The following is a 16,999-nucleotide window of genomic DNA, read 5'->3' on the forward strand; positions in this document are numbered from 1 at the left end:
GGCCTTCGTGCCGGGGTGAGTAACGGGACTTGAACCCGCGACCCCCTGGACCACAACCAGGTGCTCTACCAGCTGAGCTATACCCACCATGCCTGCGCGGGACCCGTCGCTCCGGGACCCGGCCAGCCTGCGCCGCGGACGGCGCGAGAAGAAGTGTACAAGGTCAGGCGGGGTGCGGTGCACCGGATACCGCGGCACCGGTCGCGTCCCCGGTCCCGGCGCCCGTCGGCGCCGCGGCCGCGACGCGCGCGACGGAGGTCGCGACGACCTCGGCGGCGATGGCCTTCGCCGTCTTGGAGTCCGGACCCGGCTGCGGCGCGAGGAGCGCCGCCCGGTAGTACCGCAGCTCGTCGATGCTCTCGAGGATGTCGGCGAGCGCGCGGTGCCCGCCGTTCTTCTTGGGGGACGCGAAGTACACCCGCGGGTACCAGCGCCGCGCGAGCTCCTTGATGGAGGACACGTCGATGACCCGGTAGTGCAGGTAGCCGACGAGCTCGGGCATGTCGCGGTCGAGGAACGTCTTGTCCGTCCCCACCGAGTTGCCCGCGAGCGGCGCGCGCCCGGGCTCGGGGACCCACTGGCGGATGTAGTCGAGCACCTGCTCCTGCGCCTGGGCGAGCGACGTGCCGCCGGGCAGGTCGAGCAGCAGCCCGGACGTCGTGTGCATGTCCCGCACGAAGTCGTTCATCTGCTCGAGCGCGCCCGGTGGCGGTGCCACGACCACCTCGACGCCCTCGCCGAGCACGTTCAGCTCGGAGTCCGTCACGACCGCGGCCACCTCGATGAGGGCGTCCGCCGTGAGGTCGAGGCCCGTCATCTCGCAGTCGATCCACACGATCCGGTCGTTGCTCGTGTGTCCGTTACCCGTCGTCGTCACCCCGCCAGCCTACGGCGCGGGGCGGTGCGGGCCCGACCTGCCCGGTTCGTCTGGCGCGCCGTCGCGCGTTCTGCCCGGGGCGATCGACGGCCCGGGCACGGGTGGCACGGTCGACGCGACCCACGCGGCCAGCACCACGACGGCCGCGCCGACGCCTCCCGCGACGAGCGCGGTGCGCCACGGCAGACCGGCCCACGCGAGCACGAGCGTGGTGGCCCCGCCGGCGACGGCCCCCAGCACCGCACGCTCGCCGAGCGCGCGCAGCCCGGCCCGCAGGCGCTGGACTCGACCCGGCCGCGCCGCGGGACGGCCCCGCGCCCCGTGGTCGCCCGCGGTCACGGCGCGGGCAGGGCGCGCGAGCCGGTCGGCGGCGGCACCCCGGGAGTCATCCGGCCATCGTTCCACGCGTCCCCCACGTGCGGGCGTGGATCGGTGCCTCCGGGCAGCGCGACGACGCGGACCCCCAGGGGTGGTCCGCGTCGTCGGTCGTGCGGTGCTCGGGTCCTGCCGGGTGGCCGGCCCGAACGGGTGAGCGCGCGCTCGCGGTCCGCGTGCGGCGCCGGGCTCAGCGTGCGGCGCCGGGCTCAGCGTGCGGCGCCGGCGAGAGCCGGGACCGCGAGGATCAGCCACGGACGGCGCCGCTGTTCGGGCGGTCGACCGGAGGCCTCGGAGGCGGGATCTCGCCGGTCGGGGACCGGGCGGCGCGCCCGCTCCGCACGCGCGGCGGCGAGGCGCTCCTCGTGGTCGCGACGGACGAGGTCGAAGGTCGTGGTGGGGTGCATGGTGGTGGTCTCCGTGAGTCGTGCGAGTGGGCCTGGCCTGGCCCGGGAGGTCACCGCGGTAGGTCCACGGAACCACCGCGCACGTGCCCGGGTCATCCCTTTTTTCTGGTGCGAGCCGCCCCGGCGGCGGGTGGGCGCCCCGGGGTCCCGCCCGCCGGTGCGGTGCGCTCGTCGACCTCGGGGTTCGACGCGCCGGTCGCGGGACGCCTGGGTAGCGTCGGTGCATGTCCCACGAGCACGCGGTCCCCGGCGACACCTCGTCGCTGCGCCGCGCGTGGTCGCGGGTCACCGGCGACGCGCTCGTCCGCGCGACCGTCCCGGGCCTGCTGCTCGTCGCGCTCGGTCTGGCCGTGTTCGGCGGTCTGCTCGACGGCGTGCAGGAGCAGGACGACCTCACGGTGCTCGACCGCCCGCTGCTCACGTGGCTCGTCGAGCAGCGGGGTGACGCCGCGACGGCGGTGCTCGCGGCGATCACGTTCGTCACCGGCCCCACCGTGCTGCCGGCGGTGGTCGTCGTGGCGTGCGCGCTGTGGGCCCTCGTGCGGCGCGAGTGGTGGCGGCCGCTGCTCCTCGCGGGGGCCATGGCAGGCTCGACGCTGCTCTCCCTCGCGATCAAGGGGCTGGTCGCCCGCCCTCGGCCGCCGATGGAGACGATGGACATCCCCGGCGCTGAGACGACGGCGTCGTTCCCGTCGGGGCACACGATCGGCACGTCGACGTTCCTGCTCGTGGCGGGCTACCTCGCGTGCCGTCGGCGGCCGACCGCGGCCCGCATCGTGACGTGGACCGTCGGGGGAGCGCTCGGCATCGCCGTGGTCGGCCTGAGCCGGCTCTACCTCGGCTACCACTTCCTCACGGACGTGCTCGCGGCGATCGCGCTCGCGGTGGCGATCACGGGGGTCGTGACGATCGTGGACCGGTGGCGCGCGTGGAAGTCGGCGCGAGGGCACGCGGGCGACCTGCCGCCCGACGAGCCGCTGCGCCCGGTGGACTGAGCAGCCCGGCGCAGGGTGCGACGGGGCGGACGAGGGAGCGGCGATGGAGACGTTCACGCGGGACGGCCTGACGTTCGACGTCCGCGACACGGGGCCGGCGGGTGCGCCGACGGTCGTGTGCCTGCACGGGTTCCCGCAGGACGCGCGCGCGTTCGAGGGCGTGGTCCCGGGGCTCGTCGCCGCCGGGTTCCGGGTCCTGGTACCCGATCAGCGCGGGTACTCCCCGGGTGCCCGGCCGGCGGGGCGCTCCGCGTACGTGCTGCGCGAGCTCGTCGCCGACGTGGCGGCGCTGCTCGACGCGGCGGGCGTCGACCGGGCGCACCTCGTCGGCCACGACTGGGGCGGTGCCGTCGGGTGGGCGTTCGCGAGCCGGCGCGCCGAGCGCACGGCGTCGCTCACCGTGCTCTCGACCGCGCACCCCGCGGCGATGGTCCGGGCCCTCACGCGCAGCTCGCAGGGGCTGCGCTCCGCGTACGTCGCCGGCTTCCAGCTCCCGTGGCTGCCCGAGCGCCTGCTGCTCGCCCGGGGTGGCTCCGTCCTCCGTCGCGCGCTCGTGCGCTCCGGGCTGCCCGACGACCTCGCCACCCACGACCTGCGCCGCATGCAGGAGCCCGGCGCCCTCACGGCCGCCCTGGCGTGGTACCGCGCGATCCCGCTGGGACGCGGGTCCGCCGCGGGCGAGGTGCACGTGCCGACGGTGCTCGTGACCGGGACGCAGGACCCCTCCTTCGCGCCCGCGTCGGTCGAGGGCACCCGGCGTCTGGTGCGCGGGCCGTACGAGCACCGTCCGCTGGCCGCCGGGCACTGGCTGCCCGAGACGCGCCCGGACGACGTGGTCGCCGCCGTCCTCTCCGCGGTGCGCGCGTCCGACGCGGAGCCGGACCGTGCAGCCGCGCCCGGGCTCGCCGGGTGGGAAGGTGCGGGGCGGTGGCCGGTCGACGACCAGCCCGTCCGGGAGGACGCGGGGCCCACGATCGAGCCCTGGGCCAACGTGGACCCCGGCCGCCCGGGTCCCAACCTCTGAGGTGCCGGTCCGGGGCCGGACGCACCGCCGCCCGAGAGCCGGCGCCGCCGGTGTGCCCCCAGCAGGACTCGAACCTGCAACCTACGGATTAGAAGGCCGTTGCTCTATCCATTGAGCTATGAGGGCGGGGCCCGGACATCGGTGCTCACGGGGAGCGTCGGGCCGCCGGGCCTCTCCGGCCTACCGTATCGGCTCGGCCCGCGCGTGCTCGCGACCCGGGCCGTCGCGGCCTGACCCGGATCGCACGCCTCGGCTGTGACGGCCGACACACGCACCGGCGGACGCGCCGCCGTCGCTGCGGCGCGTGCGTTTGGCCTGTTCACGTCGGCACGCGACTATAGGGACGTGAGTGCGCACGCGGGGACCGCAGTCGCTGAGGAGCTGCTCGTCCGGCCCCTGGCGCAGATGTCGCTGCTCGACGCCGTGCGCGTGCTGCACCGGGACGTCGAGCGGACGGGGTTCCCCCTGGAGATCCCCGGCGTGCCCGAGGCACGGGCGTCACGGGCCCGCCTGCTCGACCAGCTCGCCGACCACCTCGTCCCGCGGCTCGAGGAGCTCTCGGCGCCCGCGGTCGTCGTCGTGGCCGGCTCGACCGGCGCGGGCAAGTCGACGCTCGTCAACTCCCTCCTCGGCGCCGAGGTCACCGCGGCGGGCGTGCTGCGGCCGACGACGCGCCGCCCCGTGCTCGTGCACCACCCCGACGACGAGGACCTCCTCGCGCACCACCCCGTCCTCGAGGCCGTCCAGGTCGTCGCGAACGCGAACGTCCCGCGCGGCGTCGCGCTGCTCGACGCCCCCGACCTCGACTCGGTGCTCGAGTCGAACCGGGCGTCCGCGCACCGGCTCCTCGAGGCCGCCGACCTGTGGCTGTTCGTCACGACGGCCGCGCGCTACGGCGACGCGCTCCCGTGGCAGGTGCTGCGGGGTGCCGTCGCGCGCGGGGCCTCGATCGCGATGGTGCTCAACCGGGTGACCCCGGCGTCCCTGCCGACCGTGCGCGGCGACCTGCTCGAGCGCCTGCGCGCGCACGGGATGCAGGGCGCGCCGCTGTTCGTGGTGCCGGACGTCGGTCCGCACGAGGGTCTGCTGGGCTCCGCGGTCGTCGCGCCGATCAACCGCTGGCTCACGATGCTGGCCGGCCCCGACCGGGCGCGCACCGTGATCGGCCGCACGCTGCGCGGCTCGCTCGCGGCCCTGCGCCCGTGGGTCGACGAGCTCGCCGAGGCGGTCCAGGCGCAGGCCGACGCCGCCCAGGCGATCGCGGCCGAGCTCGACGTGGCCGCGGCCGGGCCGGCCGACGCCGCGCGCGCCGCCGTCCACGGCGGTGTCGTCGCCGACGGTGCGGTGCGCGCGCGCTGGGCCGAGCTGACCGCCGCGGGTGGCCCGCTGGCCGACGTGGTGCGCTCGTCCGGCCGGGTGCACCGCTCGCGCCGCGCGGGCCGGCGCCGCGAGGAGGCCGTCGCACCGCTCAGCCGTGACCTGACCCGGTCGGCCGCCGCGAACCTGACCGCTGCGGGCGCGCAGGCCGAGCGCCTCCTGCGCACGCGCCTGACCGGCGCCGGGGCACCGGTGGGCGGGCCGTCGGTCGAGGCGCTCTGGCCGGCGCAGGAGCGCAAGGACGCCCGCGTCGCTGCCGCGGAGCGCTCGGCGCGCGACTGGGTCGACGAGGCGCCCGTGATCGTGCGCGCGGCGCTCGCCCGCGCGCGTGGCGAGGGACGCGACGCGGCGGAGCTGCGCAGCGCCAAGGACGTCGCGCGTGCGGCCCGGCGCGCCGAGCTCGCGGAGCGCGCGCTGGGGGAGCAGGGCATCGCGGCGGTCGCGCTCGCCGCCGCCGCCGGGCTCGAGCCCGCCCGCTTCCTGCTCGAGGACCTCCTGGGCGACGCGGGCACGTGGGCGCGAGACGTGCTGCGTGAGGAGCTCGCGGACCGCGCCGCGGCGCAGGTCGAGCTCGAGCGCACCTCCGCCGCCGCGCTGCTCGACCAGCCCGACCTCGCGGAGGACGCCTCGTCCCTCCTGCGCCTGCGCCTCGCCGTCCTGAAGGGGCTCACATGACCGAGAGGACCGAGACGGTCCGCACGCTGCCGGGCTGGGCGACCGTGCACGGGACGCTCCACGGCGCCGAGACGGAGGCGCTGACGCACCGCGTGGCGCAGCTCGAGGAGGCGCTCGAGGTCGGTGGTGACCGGCTGGACCCCGAGGTCTCGGCGCGCGTCGCCGCGTCGGTCGGGCGGGTGCGCGAGCGGCTCGCCCTCGGCGTCGACCACACGATCGTCGCGCTCGTCGGCGGCACGGGCTCCGGCAAGTCGAGCCTGTTCAACGCGATCTGCGGGCTCGACTTCGCGGACGTCGGGGTCAAGCGCCCGACGACGTCCAAGGTCACCGCGTGCGTGTGGGGCGAGGGCGGCGGTGCGCTGCTCGACTGGCTGGGCGTCGACGAGGACCGGCGCATCGAGCGCGAGAGCCTGCTCGACGGCGACACCGAGGCGCCCCTGCGCGGGCTCGTGCTGCTCGACCTGCCCGACCACGACTCGATCGAGCCCGCGCACCGTGCGGTCGTCGACCTGCTGCTGCCCATGGCGGACCTGCTCGTCTGGGTCGTCGACCCGCAGAAGTACGCGGACGACGCGCTGCACTCCGGCTACCTGCGCCGGCTCGTGGGGCACGAGGCGGCGATGGCCGTCGTGCTCAACCAGATCGACACGGTCGCTGCCGACATGCACGACGAACTGGTCCGCGACGTCGAGGGCCTGCTCGTCGAGGACGGCCTGACCGGGGTGCACGTGCGCACCGCGTCGGCGCACACCGGCGAGGGCGTCCCCGAGCTGCGGGACGGGCTCGCCGCGGTGGTCCGCCGCCGTAGCGTCGCCGCGGAGCGCGCGGGCGCCGAGCTCAACGACGCCGCGACCCTGCTCGCGAGCCAGGTCGCCGACCGCGAGCCCGCGCCGAGCCGGCTGGGGGTCGTCGAGCTCGTCGACGTGCTCGCCGAGGGCGCCGGCCTGCCCGCGATCGCTGACGCCGTCGGCGCCGTCGTGCGCGGCGGCTCCCGCACCGTGCCGTCGTTCGGCGCCGTCCAGGCCGACACGGTGGTGCTCGCACGGGCCGGCTGGCTCGCGGGCGTGACCCGCACCGTCCCCGTCCGGTGGGCCGACGACATCGTCGCGCGCGTGACGCCCGCCGAGCGGCTGCGCCTCGAGATCGACGACGCGCTCGCGCGGGTGACCGTCGCGGCCCGCCGCTCCCGGCTCGCCGTCACGGGCTTCGTGCTCGCGGTGCTCGCGGGCGTCGGCGCCGTGGCCGTGGCGTCGATCGGGCTCGGCCTGGAGCTGGGGTCCGTGGGGCAGGGCTCGGAGGACTGGGCGCTACCCGTCGCGGCCGGGCTCGCGGTGCTCGCGCTCGTGCTGGCCGTGGCCACGTGGCTGCTGCGCCGCGCGCTCGCGCGCCGCCGCTCCGAGCGGGTCCTGAGCGAGGGTCGGGCCGAGCTGGAGGCCGTCGCGCGGACCCGGCTCGCGGAGCCCGCAGCCGAGGTCGTCGCGGAGCACCGCCGCGTGCGCGAGCTCGTCGCGCTCGCGACCGTGCGCTGACCCCGGCACCAGCCACCCCCAGCCCGTCCGGCCGCCGCCGCGCGCACCGTCGCGGTCACGTCGCCCCGGTGCGGTCGTGCCCGCGCGCCACGCTGCCTCCACAGGGTCGGCGCTCGCCGGCCCCTCACCGAGGAGGACGCATGAGCACGAACGAGCTGACCCTGACGCTGGTCGGGTGGCTGGGCACCGACCCCAAGCACTACCCCGGCACGAGCAACGGCCCCGGCGCCGTCCCGGGCCAGGCCCCGACGGCGGCGGGGACGTCGGGCGGTGCGACGCCGGGCGCACCGTCGGCGGCCGGCGGCTCGTCGACCCCCTTCACGACGTTCCGCATGGCGTCGACCCGCCGGTGGTTCGACCGCGAGCGCGGCACCTGGGTCGACGGGCGCACCGAGTGGTTCACGGTCAAGGCCTGGCGCGGGGCTGCGCGCAACGTCGCCGAGTCGCTGCGCAAGGGCGACCCGGTCCTCGTGCACGGGCGGCTCTCGACCGACGAGTGGAGCACCGCCGACGGCGAGCCCCGCACGTCGCTCGTGCTCGACGCGATCGCGATCGGGCCGGACCTGGCGTTCGGCACCGCCCGCTACATGCGCACGATCCACTCGAGCGCGGGCGACGCCGCCCCGGCGGACACCCCGGACGGCGCACCGGGCGACGGCGACGGGTTCGACGCGCTCGACGACGCGGAGGCCGGCGACCCGGCGCTCTACGGGCTGGCCGACGTGCGCCCCGACGAGGACCTCGCACTGACCGGTACGAGGTGATCGCCTAGGCTGGGGCCACCGGACCGCAGGGCCCGGGCCTTCCGGCTGCCGACGCGACACCGCGCGCGGCCGGGAGGCCCGTTCCGTGCACTCCCTCGACACACCCCCGAGCACCGAGGCGGACGAAGAGCCAGTGGCTGAGTTCATCTACTCCATGTACAAGGCGCGCAAGGCGCACGGCGACAAGGTCATCCTCGACGACGTCACCCTGAACTTCCTGCCCGGCGCGAAGATCGGCGTCGTCGGCCCCAACGGCGCGGGCAAGTCCACGATCCTCAAGATCATGGCCGGCCTCGAGCAGCCCTCGAACGGCGAGGCGCGGCTCTCGCCCGGCTACACCGTCGGCATCCTCATGCAGGAGCCGCCGCTCAACGAGAGCAAGACGGTGCTCGGGAACGTCGAGGAGGGCGTCGCCGAGATCAAGGGCAAGCTCGACCGGTTCAACGAGATCTCGAACCTCATGTCGGAGCCCGACGCCGACTTCGACGCGCTGCTCGCCGAGATGGGCCAGCTCCAGGAGGCCATCGACGCCGCGGAGGCGTGGGACCTCGACGCCCAGCTCGAGCAGGCGATGGACGCGCTGCGCTGCCCGCCGCCGGACGCGGACGTCTCGGTGCTGTCCGGTGGTGAGCGCCGCCGTGTCGCGCTCTGCAAGCTGCTCCTCGAGAAGCCCGACCTGCTGCTGCTCGACGAGCCCACCAACCACCTCGACGCCGAGAGCGTGCTCTGGCTCGAGCAGCACCTGTCGCAGTACCACGGGGCCATCCTCGCCGTGACCCACGACCGGTACTTCCTCGACCACGTCGCGGAGTGGATCTGCGAGGTCGACCGCGGACGCCTCTACCCGTACGAGGGGAACTACTCGACGTACCTCGAGAAGAAGCAGCAGCGCCTCGAGGTCCAGGGCAAGAAGGACGCCAAGCTCGCCAAGCGCCTCGCCGAGGAGCTCGCGTGGGTGCGTCAGAACGCGAAGGGCCGCCAGACCAAGTCCAAGTCGCGCCTCGCGCGCTACGAGGAGATGGCCGCCGAGGCCGACCGCACGCGCAAGCTCGACTTCGAGGAGATCCAGATCCCGCCGGGCCCGCGCCTCGGCAGCCTCGTCCTCGACGCGAAGAACCTCGAGAAGGGCTTCGACGGCCGGGTGCTGATCGACGGCCTGAGCTTCACGCTGCCGCGCAACGGCATCGTCGGCGTGATCGGCCCGAACGGCGTCGGGAAGACGACCCTGTTCAAGACCATCGTGGGGCTCGAGCCGCTCGACGGCGGCGAGCTCAAGGTCGGCGAGACGGTCAAGATCTCCTACGTCGACCAGTCGCGTGGCGGCATCGACCCGAAGAAGACGCTGTTCGAGGTCGTCTCCGACGGGCTCGACTTCCTCAAGGTCGGCAACGTCGAGATGCCCTCGCGCGCGTACGTCGCGGCCTTCGGGTTCAAGGGCCCGGACCAGCAGAAGCCGGCGGGCGTGCTCTCGGGCGGTGAGCGCAACCGGCTCAACCTCGCGCTCACGCTCAAGCAGGGCGGCAACCTGCTCCTGCTCGACGAGCCCACCAACGACCTCGACGTCGAGACGCTGGGCTCGCTCGAGAACGCGCTGCTCGAGTTCCCCGGCTGCGCCGTGGTGGTCTCGCACGACCGGTGGTTCCTCGACCGGGTCGCGACGCACATCCTGGCCTACGAGGGCACCGAGGAGAACCCGTCGAGCTGGTACTGGTTCGAGGGCAACTTCGCGTCCTACGAGGAGAACAAGGTCGCCCGCCTGGGCGCCGACGCGGCCCGGCCGCACCGGGTCACGTACCGCAAGCTGACGCGGGACTGAGCCGGAGAGCCGCGCAGTGGCAGCGAGCGTGCACACGGAGCTGGTCGACGCCCTCACGGTGCTGCGCTCGCGCGTCGCCGAGACCCGGCTCGCGCTCGACGTCGCCTCGGCAGGGCCGGGGCGCGTCGAGCGCGCGCAGGTGCTCGACCAGCTCGACGACTACCTGCTGCCGAGGCTGCGCGCGGAGAACGCGCCGCTGCTCGTCGTGGTCGGCGGGTCGACGGGCGCGGGCAAGTCCACGCTCGTGAACTCGCTGCTCGGTGAGCAGGTCACGACGTCGGGCGTGCTGCGGCCGACGACCCGCTGGCCGGTGCTCGTGCACCACCCGCTCGACGCGCGGTGGTTCTCGACCGACCGCGTCCTGCCCGGTCTCGCGCGGCTCGTCGGCGCGCGCGTGGACCTCGCGAAGGGCGGGACCGACGGCGGCGCTGCGGGAGGGACCGGGAACGCGGGCTGGTCCGGCGGTGCCGGTGCGACGGGTGGCGGATCGACCGGAGGCTCCTCGATCGCCGGTGGTGACGCCGGCGAGACGGGCACGGACGGGCGCGGTGCCGGGCTGCGGCTCGTGTCCTCGCCCGCCCTGCCGCCGGGACTCGCGCTGCTCGACGCACCCGACATCGACTCGGTCGTCGAGGAGAACCGCGCGCTCGCGACCCAGCTGCTCGCCGCCGCGGACCTGTGGCTCTTCGTCACGACTGCGGCGCGCTATGCCGACGCCGTCCCGTGGGAGCTGCTCGGGGCGGCCGCGCGCCGTCGGGTGCACCTCGCGCTCGTGCTCGACCGGGTCGACGACGGCACCGAGGCGCTCGTGAGCGCCCACCTGCGGCAGATGCTCGACGAGCACGACCTCACCGAGGCCACGGTCCTCCTCGTGCCGGAGACCTCGACCGACGGCGGGCTCCTCCCCGAGGTCGCAGTCGGGGCCGTCGCGGACTGGCTCACGGCCCTCGGCGGCGACCCGGCGGCGCGGGCCCGCGTGATCCGCGGGACCCGCGAGGGCGTGACGCGCGACGTGCTGGTGCGCGCCGAGGACCTGGCCCGCGCCGCCGACGACCAGCGCGCGGCCGACGCCCGGCTGCGTGCCGCGGTCGCCGCCGCCTACGAGGACGCCGCGACGCAGGTCGAGCGCGCGACGTCCGACGGCACGATGCTGCGCGGCGAGGTGCTCGCGCGCTGGCAGGACGTCGTCGGGACCGGTGAGTTCCTGCGGGCCGTCGAGCAGAAGGTCTCGGGGCTCCGCGACCGGATCACCGCCGCGTTCCGCGGTCAGCGGGCACCGGAGCCTGCCCTCGCCCACGCGATCGGCCACGGCCTCGAGGCGGTCGTGCTCGACGCCGCCGAGGACGCCGCCGAGCGCGCGCACTCGGCGTGGCGCACCGACCCGGCGGGCGTCGCGCTGCTCGAGGGGCTCGCGCTGTCCCGCGCGTCGGGCGACCTGCGCGGCCAGGTCGCGGAGCAGATCCGTGCGTGGCAGTCCGACGTCCTCGCGCTCGTCGAGCGGGAGGGCGCCGACAAGCGCACGACCGCCCGCGCCGTGTCCTACGGGGTCAACGGTCTCGGCGCCGCGCTCATGGTCGCGGTGTTCGCCTCGACCGGCGGCCTCACCGGTGCCGAGGTCGGCATCGCGGGCGGTGCGGCGATCCTCGCCCAGCGGCTCCTGGAGGCGGTGTTCGGCGACGAGGCCGTGCGCCAGCTCGCCCGCGAGGCCCACGAGCGGCTCGCGGTGCGCGTCCGCGCGGTGCTCGCCGGCCAGGCCGCGCGGTTCACGGCGCAGCTCGACGCGCTGGGCACCGCCGACGCGAGCGGTGACTCGCTGCGCACGGCGGTCGCCCAGGTCACCGCCGCGGCTGCACGCGCCGAGGGCGCGGCCGCGGCGTCGGCGGCGGAGCCCGTCGTCGGCGTCCCCGGCGCGGGTGCCGAGACCGGGCGGCTCCGGGGTGCCGGCATGCTCGCGCGCCTCGCCGCCGAGCGCGGGGAGCTCCCGACCGGACGGGGTGGACGCGGCACCACGACGGACGGCGAGCCCGACCCGCTCGCGCCGGAGGGGACGAGCGCGCAGCGCACCGGGGCGCCGTCGCCCGAGCGGCCGCCCGAGGGTCGGCTGCGGTCCTGGTGGCGACGCGTCACCGGTGCGCCGCAGGACGGCCAGGACGCGTGAGCGCCCGACGCAGCGGCCGCGCACCGGGACGGGACCTCACCGCGCAGGTCGACGCGCTCGCGGAAGCCGTGGACGCGGGCCAGGGCCGCCTCCCGCAGCGCGTGCTCGACGACGCCGACGCGGTGCTCGCGCACGCACGCGAGCGAGCGGCGCTGTCGGGGGAGTACACCGTCGTCGCGCTCGCCGGGGCGACCGGCTCGGGCAAGTCCTCGTTGCTCAACGCCGTCGCCGGTGCGGACCTCGCGGTCCCGGGGGTGCGCAGGCCGACCACCGGCCGTGCGCTCGCTGCGGTGTGGCCCACGCCCGCGAGCGAGGGCTCCGCGCGCGACGACACGGCAGCAACGGGCACGTCGGGAACGGGCACCGCGGAGACGCGCTCGGCGGGGACGGGCTCGGCGGGGACGGGCACGGCGGGGAGCGGCTCGGCGGGGACCGGCGGGGCACGGGCCGGCACGGCGGTGCGGGCACTGACGGGGGGACCGGGCGACGCGGCCGGGGAGGACGGCGCCGCGCACGCGCTGCTCGACTGGCTCGGGGTCGACGAGCGGCACGAGGTCGCCGGGACGGTCACGCCCTCGGGCGTCACGACGGGCCTCGTGCTCCTCGACCTGCCCGACCACGACTCGGTCGAGACCGAGCACCGTGTGCGCGCCGAGCGGCTCTACGGCCGGGTCGACCTCCTCGTGTGGGTCGTCGACCCGCAGAAGTACGCCGACGCCGCGCTGCACGTGCGCTACCTCCGCCCGCTCGCGGGGCACTCCTCGGTCGTCGTGCTCGTGCTCAACCACGCGGACCGGCTGACGCCCGACGAGCGCGAGCGCTGCCTGGCCGACCTGCGCCGGCTCGCCGCCGAGGACGGCCTCCGCGACGTCCCCGTGCTCGCCGTCAGCGCGCGCACGGGCAACGGTGTCCCTGACCTCCAGGCGCTGCTCGCCGAGGCGGCGCGGCGGCGTGAGGCCGCGACCGAACGCGTCCGGGCCGACGTCCGCCGTGCTGCGCGCGAGCTGCTCGCCGCCTGCGGCGAGGCCCCCGCGAACCGCGCGGCCAAGCAGGCGCGCGCCGAGCTCGTCTCGGCGCTCGAGGAGGCGGCCGCCGTCCCGACGGTCGTGGCGGCGGTGCGGCGCTCGGCGGCGCGGCAGGCCCGCGCTGCGACGGGGTGGCCCGCCACGCGCTGGCTCGCGCGCTTCCGGCCGGACCCGCTGCGGCGGCTCGGCCTCGGCTCCGGGCGCTCGGACGAGCAACGCCCCGACCTCGCCCGCACGTCGCTCCCGACGCCGGGACCCGCCGCACGCGCCCGCGCGGCGACCGCGGTGCGGACCTACGCGGACGCGGCCACGGCCGGGGCGCCCGACGACTGGGTCCTCGCGGCGCGCCGGCGGGCCACGACCGACGGTCTGCCGGACGCGCTCGACCAGGCGGTGGCCGGGACGCGGCTCGAGGCGGAGCGTCGTCCGGTGTGGTGGGGGGTGCTCGGTGCCCTGCAGTGGGTGCTGTTCGCGGCCCTCGTCGCGGGGCTGCTGTGGCTCGCGCTGCTCGCCGGTGCGGCGTACCTCCAGCTGCCCGCACCCCCCACGCCCGTCTGGTGGGAGCTGCCCGCGCCGACGGTGCTCGCGGTCGGCGGCGCGCTCGCCGGGCTGCTCGTGGCGCTGCTCGGGCGGGTCGCCGGGGGAGTCGGAGCCCGGCGGAGGGCGACTCGGGTGCGGCGACGGCTGCGCGAGGCGATCGACGCGGTCGCGGGACGGCTCGTCGTCGAACCCGTCACGTCGGAGCTCGCCGCGCTCGAGCGGTGCCGCGACGGAGCACGCCGCGCCGCTCGCTGACCCCGTCCGCCCCGTGCCGTGACGGTGGGCGAGCCGTCGGCCGTCCAGCCCCGTCCTCCGTGCGGCCCCGTCCTCCGTCCGGCTCCGTCGGCCGCCTGGTCAGTCGGCCGTCCGGTCCCGTCCGCTGCCCCGCCCTGTCCGCCGCCTGCGCGCACGAAGTGCACGTCCCCGGTTCCCGACTTCCGACCCCCACCCCCGACCCCACCCCCGACCCCGCTCGTCGAAGGAGATCCCCGTGACCCGACTCGTGGTCCCGGTCCAGCTGCGCTGGTCCGACATGGACGCGTACGCGCACGTCAACAACGTCGCCATGCTGACGCTGCTCGAGGAGGCGCGGATCCAGGCGTTCTGGCGCCAGGTGCCGTCCGCCGACGTCCCCGAGGGGACGTGGCCCACGGCGGTGCTCGACGCGGGACCGGGCGCCGAGCTGTCGACGCTCGTCGCGCGCCAGGAGATCGAGTACCTGCGGCCGCTGGGCTACCGGCGCACGCCGGTCCTCGTCGAGATGTGGATCGGGCACCTCGGCGGCGCGAGCCTCGACGTCTGCTACGAGGTGCGGGACGCACCCGCGGACGACGGCGGCACGGTGTTCGCCCGCGCGCTCACGACCGTGGTCCTCGTCGACGCTGCGACCGGGGGGCCGCGGCGCATCGGCCCCGAGGTGCGCGCCGCCTGGGAGGTCTACCTCGAGGCGCCCGTCCAGCTGCGTCGCCGCCGCTGAGCCGTCCGGGGGCCGGTCGGGTATTCCCCGCCGGGCAGACCGGGCGGAACGCGACAGCCGCAGGACGGCCGCCCGGTCCGCTCACTACCGTGCCCGCGTGACGATCCCGCCCACGTGGCCGACCGATGACGACGCTCGACCGCCCGTGGCGTGGACCCCTGACCCGGCCGCGCTGCCCGACAGCGCGTCCGTGCCCGCGGCCTCGGTGCCGGCCCCCGCCGGGCTGCCGTACGCACCGGCGGTCCAGGAGCCCGCGGCGTCGGGCCACGCCCCGACCGGCGAGAGCCCGGCGGTCCGCGGTGGGTACGCCGCGTACCCCACGCAGGGCGGGTTCGACGGGCAGTCGGTGCAGGGCGGGTTCGACGGGCAGTCGGTGCAGGGCGGCTTCGCCGGGCAGCCGGTGCCGGGCGGGTTCGCCGGGCAGCCGGTGCCGGGCGGGTTCGGCGGGCAGCCGGTGCAGGGCGGGTTCGGCGGGTACCCCGCGCAGGGCGGGTTCGCCGGCTACCCCGCGCAGGGCGGGTACGCCGGGCACCCTGCGTACGGCGCGCCGGACGCGCGGGTCCGCGCCCGGAAGAAGGCGAGCTGGTCGCTGGTCTGGGGTGCCGTGAGCCTGCTCCTCGGCGCGGTCCTGGCCGCGGTCGCGGCGCTGTGGCTCGGGATCGAGGCGCGGCGGCTCCAGCGGGCGAACGGTGAGACGGCGACCGGGGTCGCGACCGCGGGCATCGTGACGGGTGCGCTCGGGCTCGTCTCGCTGCGGGCGACCGGGACGCTCTGAGCACGACGTACGCGCCCGCCGCAATGAGGAGCGTCGCGGCGGGTCCGGGTTCAGCTGCGCGAGCGGACGTCCTCGCCGGCCGGCCGGCGGTCAGTGCGCGCGCGCTCGGCGGTCTCGGCGGCGCGGGCGATGTTGCGCTGCATCCCGCCGAACACGACGCCGTGGAACGGGTAGACCGCACCCCAGTAGAGCTGGCCGGCGAGCCCGTGCGGGTGGAACAGCGCGCGCTGCGCGAAGACCGTGCGGTGGTCGTCGCCCTCGACCGGCTCGACCCGCAGCTCGAGCCACGCGAGGCCGGGCACCCGCATCTCGGCGCGCAGCCGCAGCAGCGCGCCCGGCTCGACCTCCTCGACGCGCCACCAGTCGACCGCGTCGTCCACGAGCAGCCGCCCCGGCCGGCGCCCACGACGCAGGCCCGGGCCGCCGACGAGCTTGTCCGCGAGCCCGCGCAGCTGCCACGCCAGGGGCCAGGAGTACCAGCCGCTCTCGCCGCCGATCGTCTCGATGACGCGCCACAGCGACTCGGGCGAGGCGTCCACCTCGACGCGCCGCTCGTCGACGTACATCGAGCCGCCCGCCCAGTCGGGGTCGCCCGGCAGCGGGTCGCTCGGCGCTCCCGTGACCGACGCCGAGGACCAGCGCGTCGTGACGTCGGCGTCCTGGATGCGCTGGAGCGCGAGGCGCACGGCCCGGTCGAAGCCGATGAGCCCGCCGGGCGGGTCGGGGACGTGCTCGGCGATGTCGTGCTCGTCGCACACGACCTCGTGCACGAGCGACTCGACGAGCGGGCGGGCGAGGCCCGACGGCACCGGGGTGACGAGCGAGACCCACAGGCTCGACAGCCGCGGGGTGAGCACGCCCACGCCGACGATGATCCGGCGGGGGAGCCCGGCGGCCTGCGCGTAGCGCTGCATCATCTCGCGGTAGGTGAGGACGTCGGGGCCGCCGATGTCGAAGCCGCGGCTCACGTCGGGCGGCATCGCGGCGGAGCCGACCAGGTAGCGCAGCACGTCGCGGATCGCGATCGGCTGGATGCGGTTCTCGACCCAGCGCGGCACGGTCATCGCGGGGAGCCGCTCGGTCAGGTAGCGCATCATCTCGAACGACGCCGAGCCCGAGCCGAGGATCACTGCGGCGCGCAGCACGGTCGTCGGGACGCCCGACGCGAGCAGGATCTCGCCGACCTCGGTGCGCGACGCGAGGTGCGGCGACAGCTCCTCGCCCTCGGGATAGAGCCCGCCGAGGTAGACGATGCGCTCGACGCCGGCCTCGCGCGCGGCCTGCGCGAACGTCAGCGCGGTGCGCCGGTCGCGGGCCTCGAACGTCGGGCCGGTCCCGAGCGCGTGGATCAGGTAGTAGGCGATCCGCACGCCGCGCAGCGCGGCCCGGATCTCCTCGAGCTCGCCCGCGTCGGCCTGCGCGACCTCGACGTCGGCGTACCAGGACCTCCCGCGCAGCCGCTCGGGGTTGCGGGCGAGCGCACGCACGCGGTACCCCGCGGCGAGCAGCTCGGGGACGAGCCGACCGCCGACGTAGCCGGTCACGCCGGTCACGGCCACGAGAGGCGCGTCGGGCGCCGGTCGACCGTCGGCGTCCAGCCCTGGCACGAGCCCCGGGAGGGAGGGCGCGACGGGCTCGGGCAGCAGGTCGGGCGAGGGCCGGGGGTCGTCGGTCATGTCGCAGTCT

13 protein-coding genes and 2 tRNA genes are annotated in these 16,999 nt (G+C 76.5%); 10 read left to right on the top strand and 5 right to left on the bottom strand.

The window, feature by feature from the left end; all coding sequences use genetic code 11:
* Positions 1-14 precede the first annotated feature (14 nt).
* From NXY84_RS08060 to NXY84_RS08070, 3 genes are all read right to left on the bottom strand, one after another.
* Positions 15-87, bottom strand: a tRNA-His gene (locus NXY84_RS08060).
* A gap of 76 nt (positions 88-163) precedes the next feature.
* A complete protein-coding gene (gene orn / locus NXY84_RS08065; RefSeq protein WP_396126389.1) occupies positions 164-817 on the bottom strand; it encodes an oligoribonuclease in 654 nt (217 codons plus the stop codon).
* 69 nt (positions 818-886) lie between these two features.
* Positions 887-1,282: a hypothetical protein gene (locus NXY84_RS08070; RefSeq protein WP_258726579.1), complete on the bottom strand. Its 396-nt coding sequence runs from the start codon at positions 1,280-1,282 to the stop codon at positions 887-889.
* A 601-nt stretch (positions 1,283-1,883) separates the two neighbouring features.
* On the opposite strand from NXY84_RS08070, the gene NXY84_RS08075 reads away from it, so the two are divergent.
* Positions 1,884-2,654, top strand: coding sequence for a phosphatase PAP2 family protein (locus NXY84_RS08075; RefSeq protein WP_258726580.1), 771 nt, complete (start codon positions 1,884-1,886; stop codon positions 2,652-2,654).
* A gap of 43 nt (positions 2,655-2,697) precedes the next feature.
* Positions 2,698-3,678 (top strand): alpha/beta fold hydrolase, encoded by a 981-nt coding sequence (locus tag NXY84_RS08080; RefSeq protein WP_258726581.1) that lies wholly within the window; start codon positions 2,698-2,700, stop codon positions 3,676-3,678.
* Positions 3,679-3,731: 53 nt separating this feature from the next.
* Here the strand turns inward: NXY84_RS08080 and NXY84_RS08085 are convergent.
* Positions 3,732-3,804 (bottom strand) — tRNA-Arg (locus NXY84_RS08085).
* 219 nt (positions 3,805-4,023) lie between these two features.
* On the opposite strand from NXY84_RS08085, the gene NXY84_RS08090 reads away from it, so the two are divergent.
* From NXY84_RS08090 to NXY84_RS08125, 8 genes are all read left to right on the top strand, one after another.
* Positions 4,024-5,730 (top strand): dynamin family protein, encoded by a 1,707-nt coding sequence (locus tag NXY84_RS08090; RefSeq protein ID WP_258726582.1) that lies wholly within the window; start codon positions 4,024-4,026, stop codon positions 5,728-5,730.
* Entirely contained in the window at positions 5,727-7,259 is a 1,533-nt protein-coding gene (locus NXY84_RS08095; protein ID WP_258726583.1) for a GTPase, read from the top strand. Before NXY84_RS08090 ends, NXY84_RS08095 begins: the two co-directional genes overlap by 4 nt.
* A gap of 140 nt (positions 7,260-7,399) precedes the next feature.
* Entirely contained in the window at positions 7,400-8,023 is a 624-nt protein-coding gene (locus NXY84_RS08100) for a single-stranded DNA-binding protein (RefSeq protein WP_258726584.1), read from the top strand.
* A gap of 133 nt (positions 8,024-8,156) precedes the next feature.
* Positions 8,157-9,839, top strand: a complete 1,683-nt coding sequence (gene ettA / locus NXY84_RS08105) for an energy-dependent translational throttle protein EttA (protein ID WP_258726585.1) — start codon at positions 8,157-8,159, stop codon at positions 9,837-9,839.
* A gap of 28 nt (positions 9,840-9,867) precedes the next feature.
* The gene (locus NXY84_RS08110) at positions 9,868-11,997 is read left to right on the top strand and encodes a GTPase domain-containing protein (RefSeq protein WP_309485067.1); all 2,130 of its coding nucleotides are present in this window, start codon (positions 9,868-9,870) and stop codon (positions 11,995-11,997) included.
* A complete protein-coding gene (locus NXY84_RS08115) occupies positions 11,994-13,817 on the top strand; it encodes a GTP-binding protein HSR1 (RefSeq protein ID WP_258726587.1) in 1,824 nt (607 codons plus the stop codon). Before NXY84_RS08110 ends, NXY84_RS08115 begins: the two co-directional genes overlap by 4 nt.
* 235 nt (positions 13,818-14,052) lie before the next feature.
* Positions 14,053-14,538 (top strand): acyl-CoA thioesterase, encoded by a 486-nt coding sequence (locus NXY84_RS08120; protein ID WP_258726588.1) that lies wholly within the window; start codon positions 14,053-14,055, stop codon positions 14,536-14,538.
* Between the two features lie 97 nt (positions 14,539-14,635).
* The gene (locus tag NXY84_RS08125) at positions 14,636-15,313 is read left to right on the top strand and encodes a DUF4190 domain-containing protein (protein WP_258726589.1); all 678 of its coding nucleotides are present in this window, start codon (positions 14,636-14,638) and stop codon (positions 15,311-15,313) included.
* A gap of 50 nt (positions 15,314-15,363) precedes the next feature.
* On the opposite strand, the gene NXY84_RS08130 is transcribed toward NXY84_RS08125, so the two are convergent.
* Positions 15,364-16,989 carry an SDR family oxidoreductase gene (locus tag NXY84_RS08130; protein WP_258726590.1) on the bottom strand — a complete coding sequence of 542 codons (1,626 nt, stop codon included), beginning with the start codon at positions 16,987-16,989 and terminating at the stop codon, positions 15,364-15,366.
* Positions 16,990-16,999: the final 10 nt, after the last annotated feature.

The organism is Cellulomonas sp. NS3 (genome assembly GCF_024757985.1).
GTDB lineage: Bacteria > Actinomycetota > Actinomycetes > Actinomycetales > Cellulomonadaceae > Cellulomonas_A.

What these genes read in the sequence shown, in the direction of transcription:
- NXY84_RS08075 (WP_258726580.1), top strand. Translation starts at nt 1,884, where the DNA reads ATGTCCCACGAGCACGCGGTCCCCGGCGACACCTCGTCGCTGCGCCGC.
- NXY84_RS08095 (WP_258726583.1), top strand. Translation starts at nt 5,727, where the DNA reads ATGACCGAGAGGACCGAGACGGTCCGCACGCTGCCGGGCTGGGCGACC.
- NXY84_RS08080 (WP_258726581.1), top strand. Translation starts at nt 2,698, where the DNA reads ATGGAGACGTTCACGCGGGACGGCCTGACGTTCGACGTCCGCGACACG.
- NXY84_RS08100 (WP_258726584.1), top strand. Translation starts at nt 7,400, where the DNA reads ATGAGCACGAACGAGCTGACCCTGACGCTGGTCGGGTGGCTGGGCACC.
- NXY84_RS08130 (WP_258726590.1), bottom strand. Translation starts at nt 16,989, where the DNA reads ATGACCGACGACCCCCGGCCCTCGCCCGACCTGCTGCCCGAGCCCGTC.
- orn (WP_396126389.1), bottom strand. Translation starts at nt 817, where the DNA reads ATGACGGGCCTCGACCTCACGGCGGACGCCCTCATCGAGGTGGCCGCG.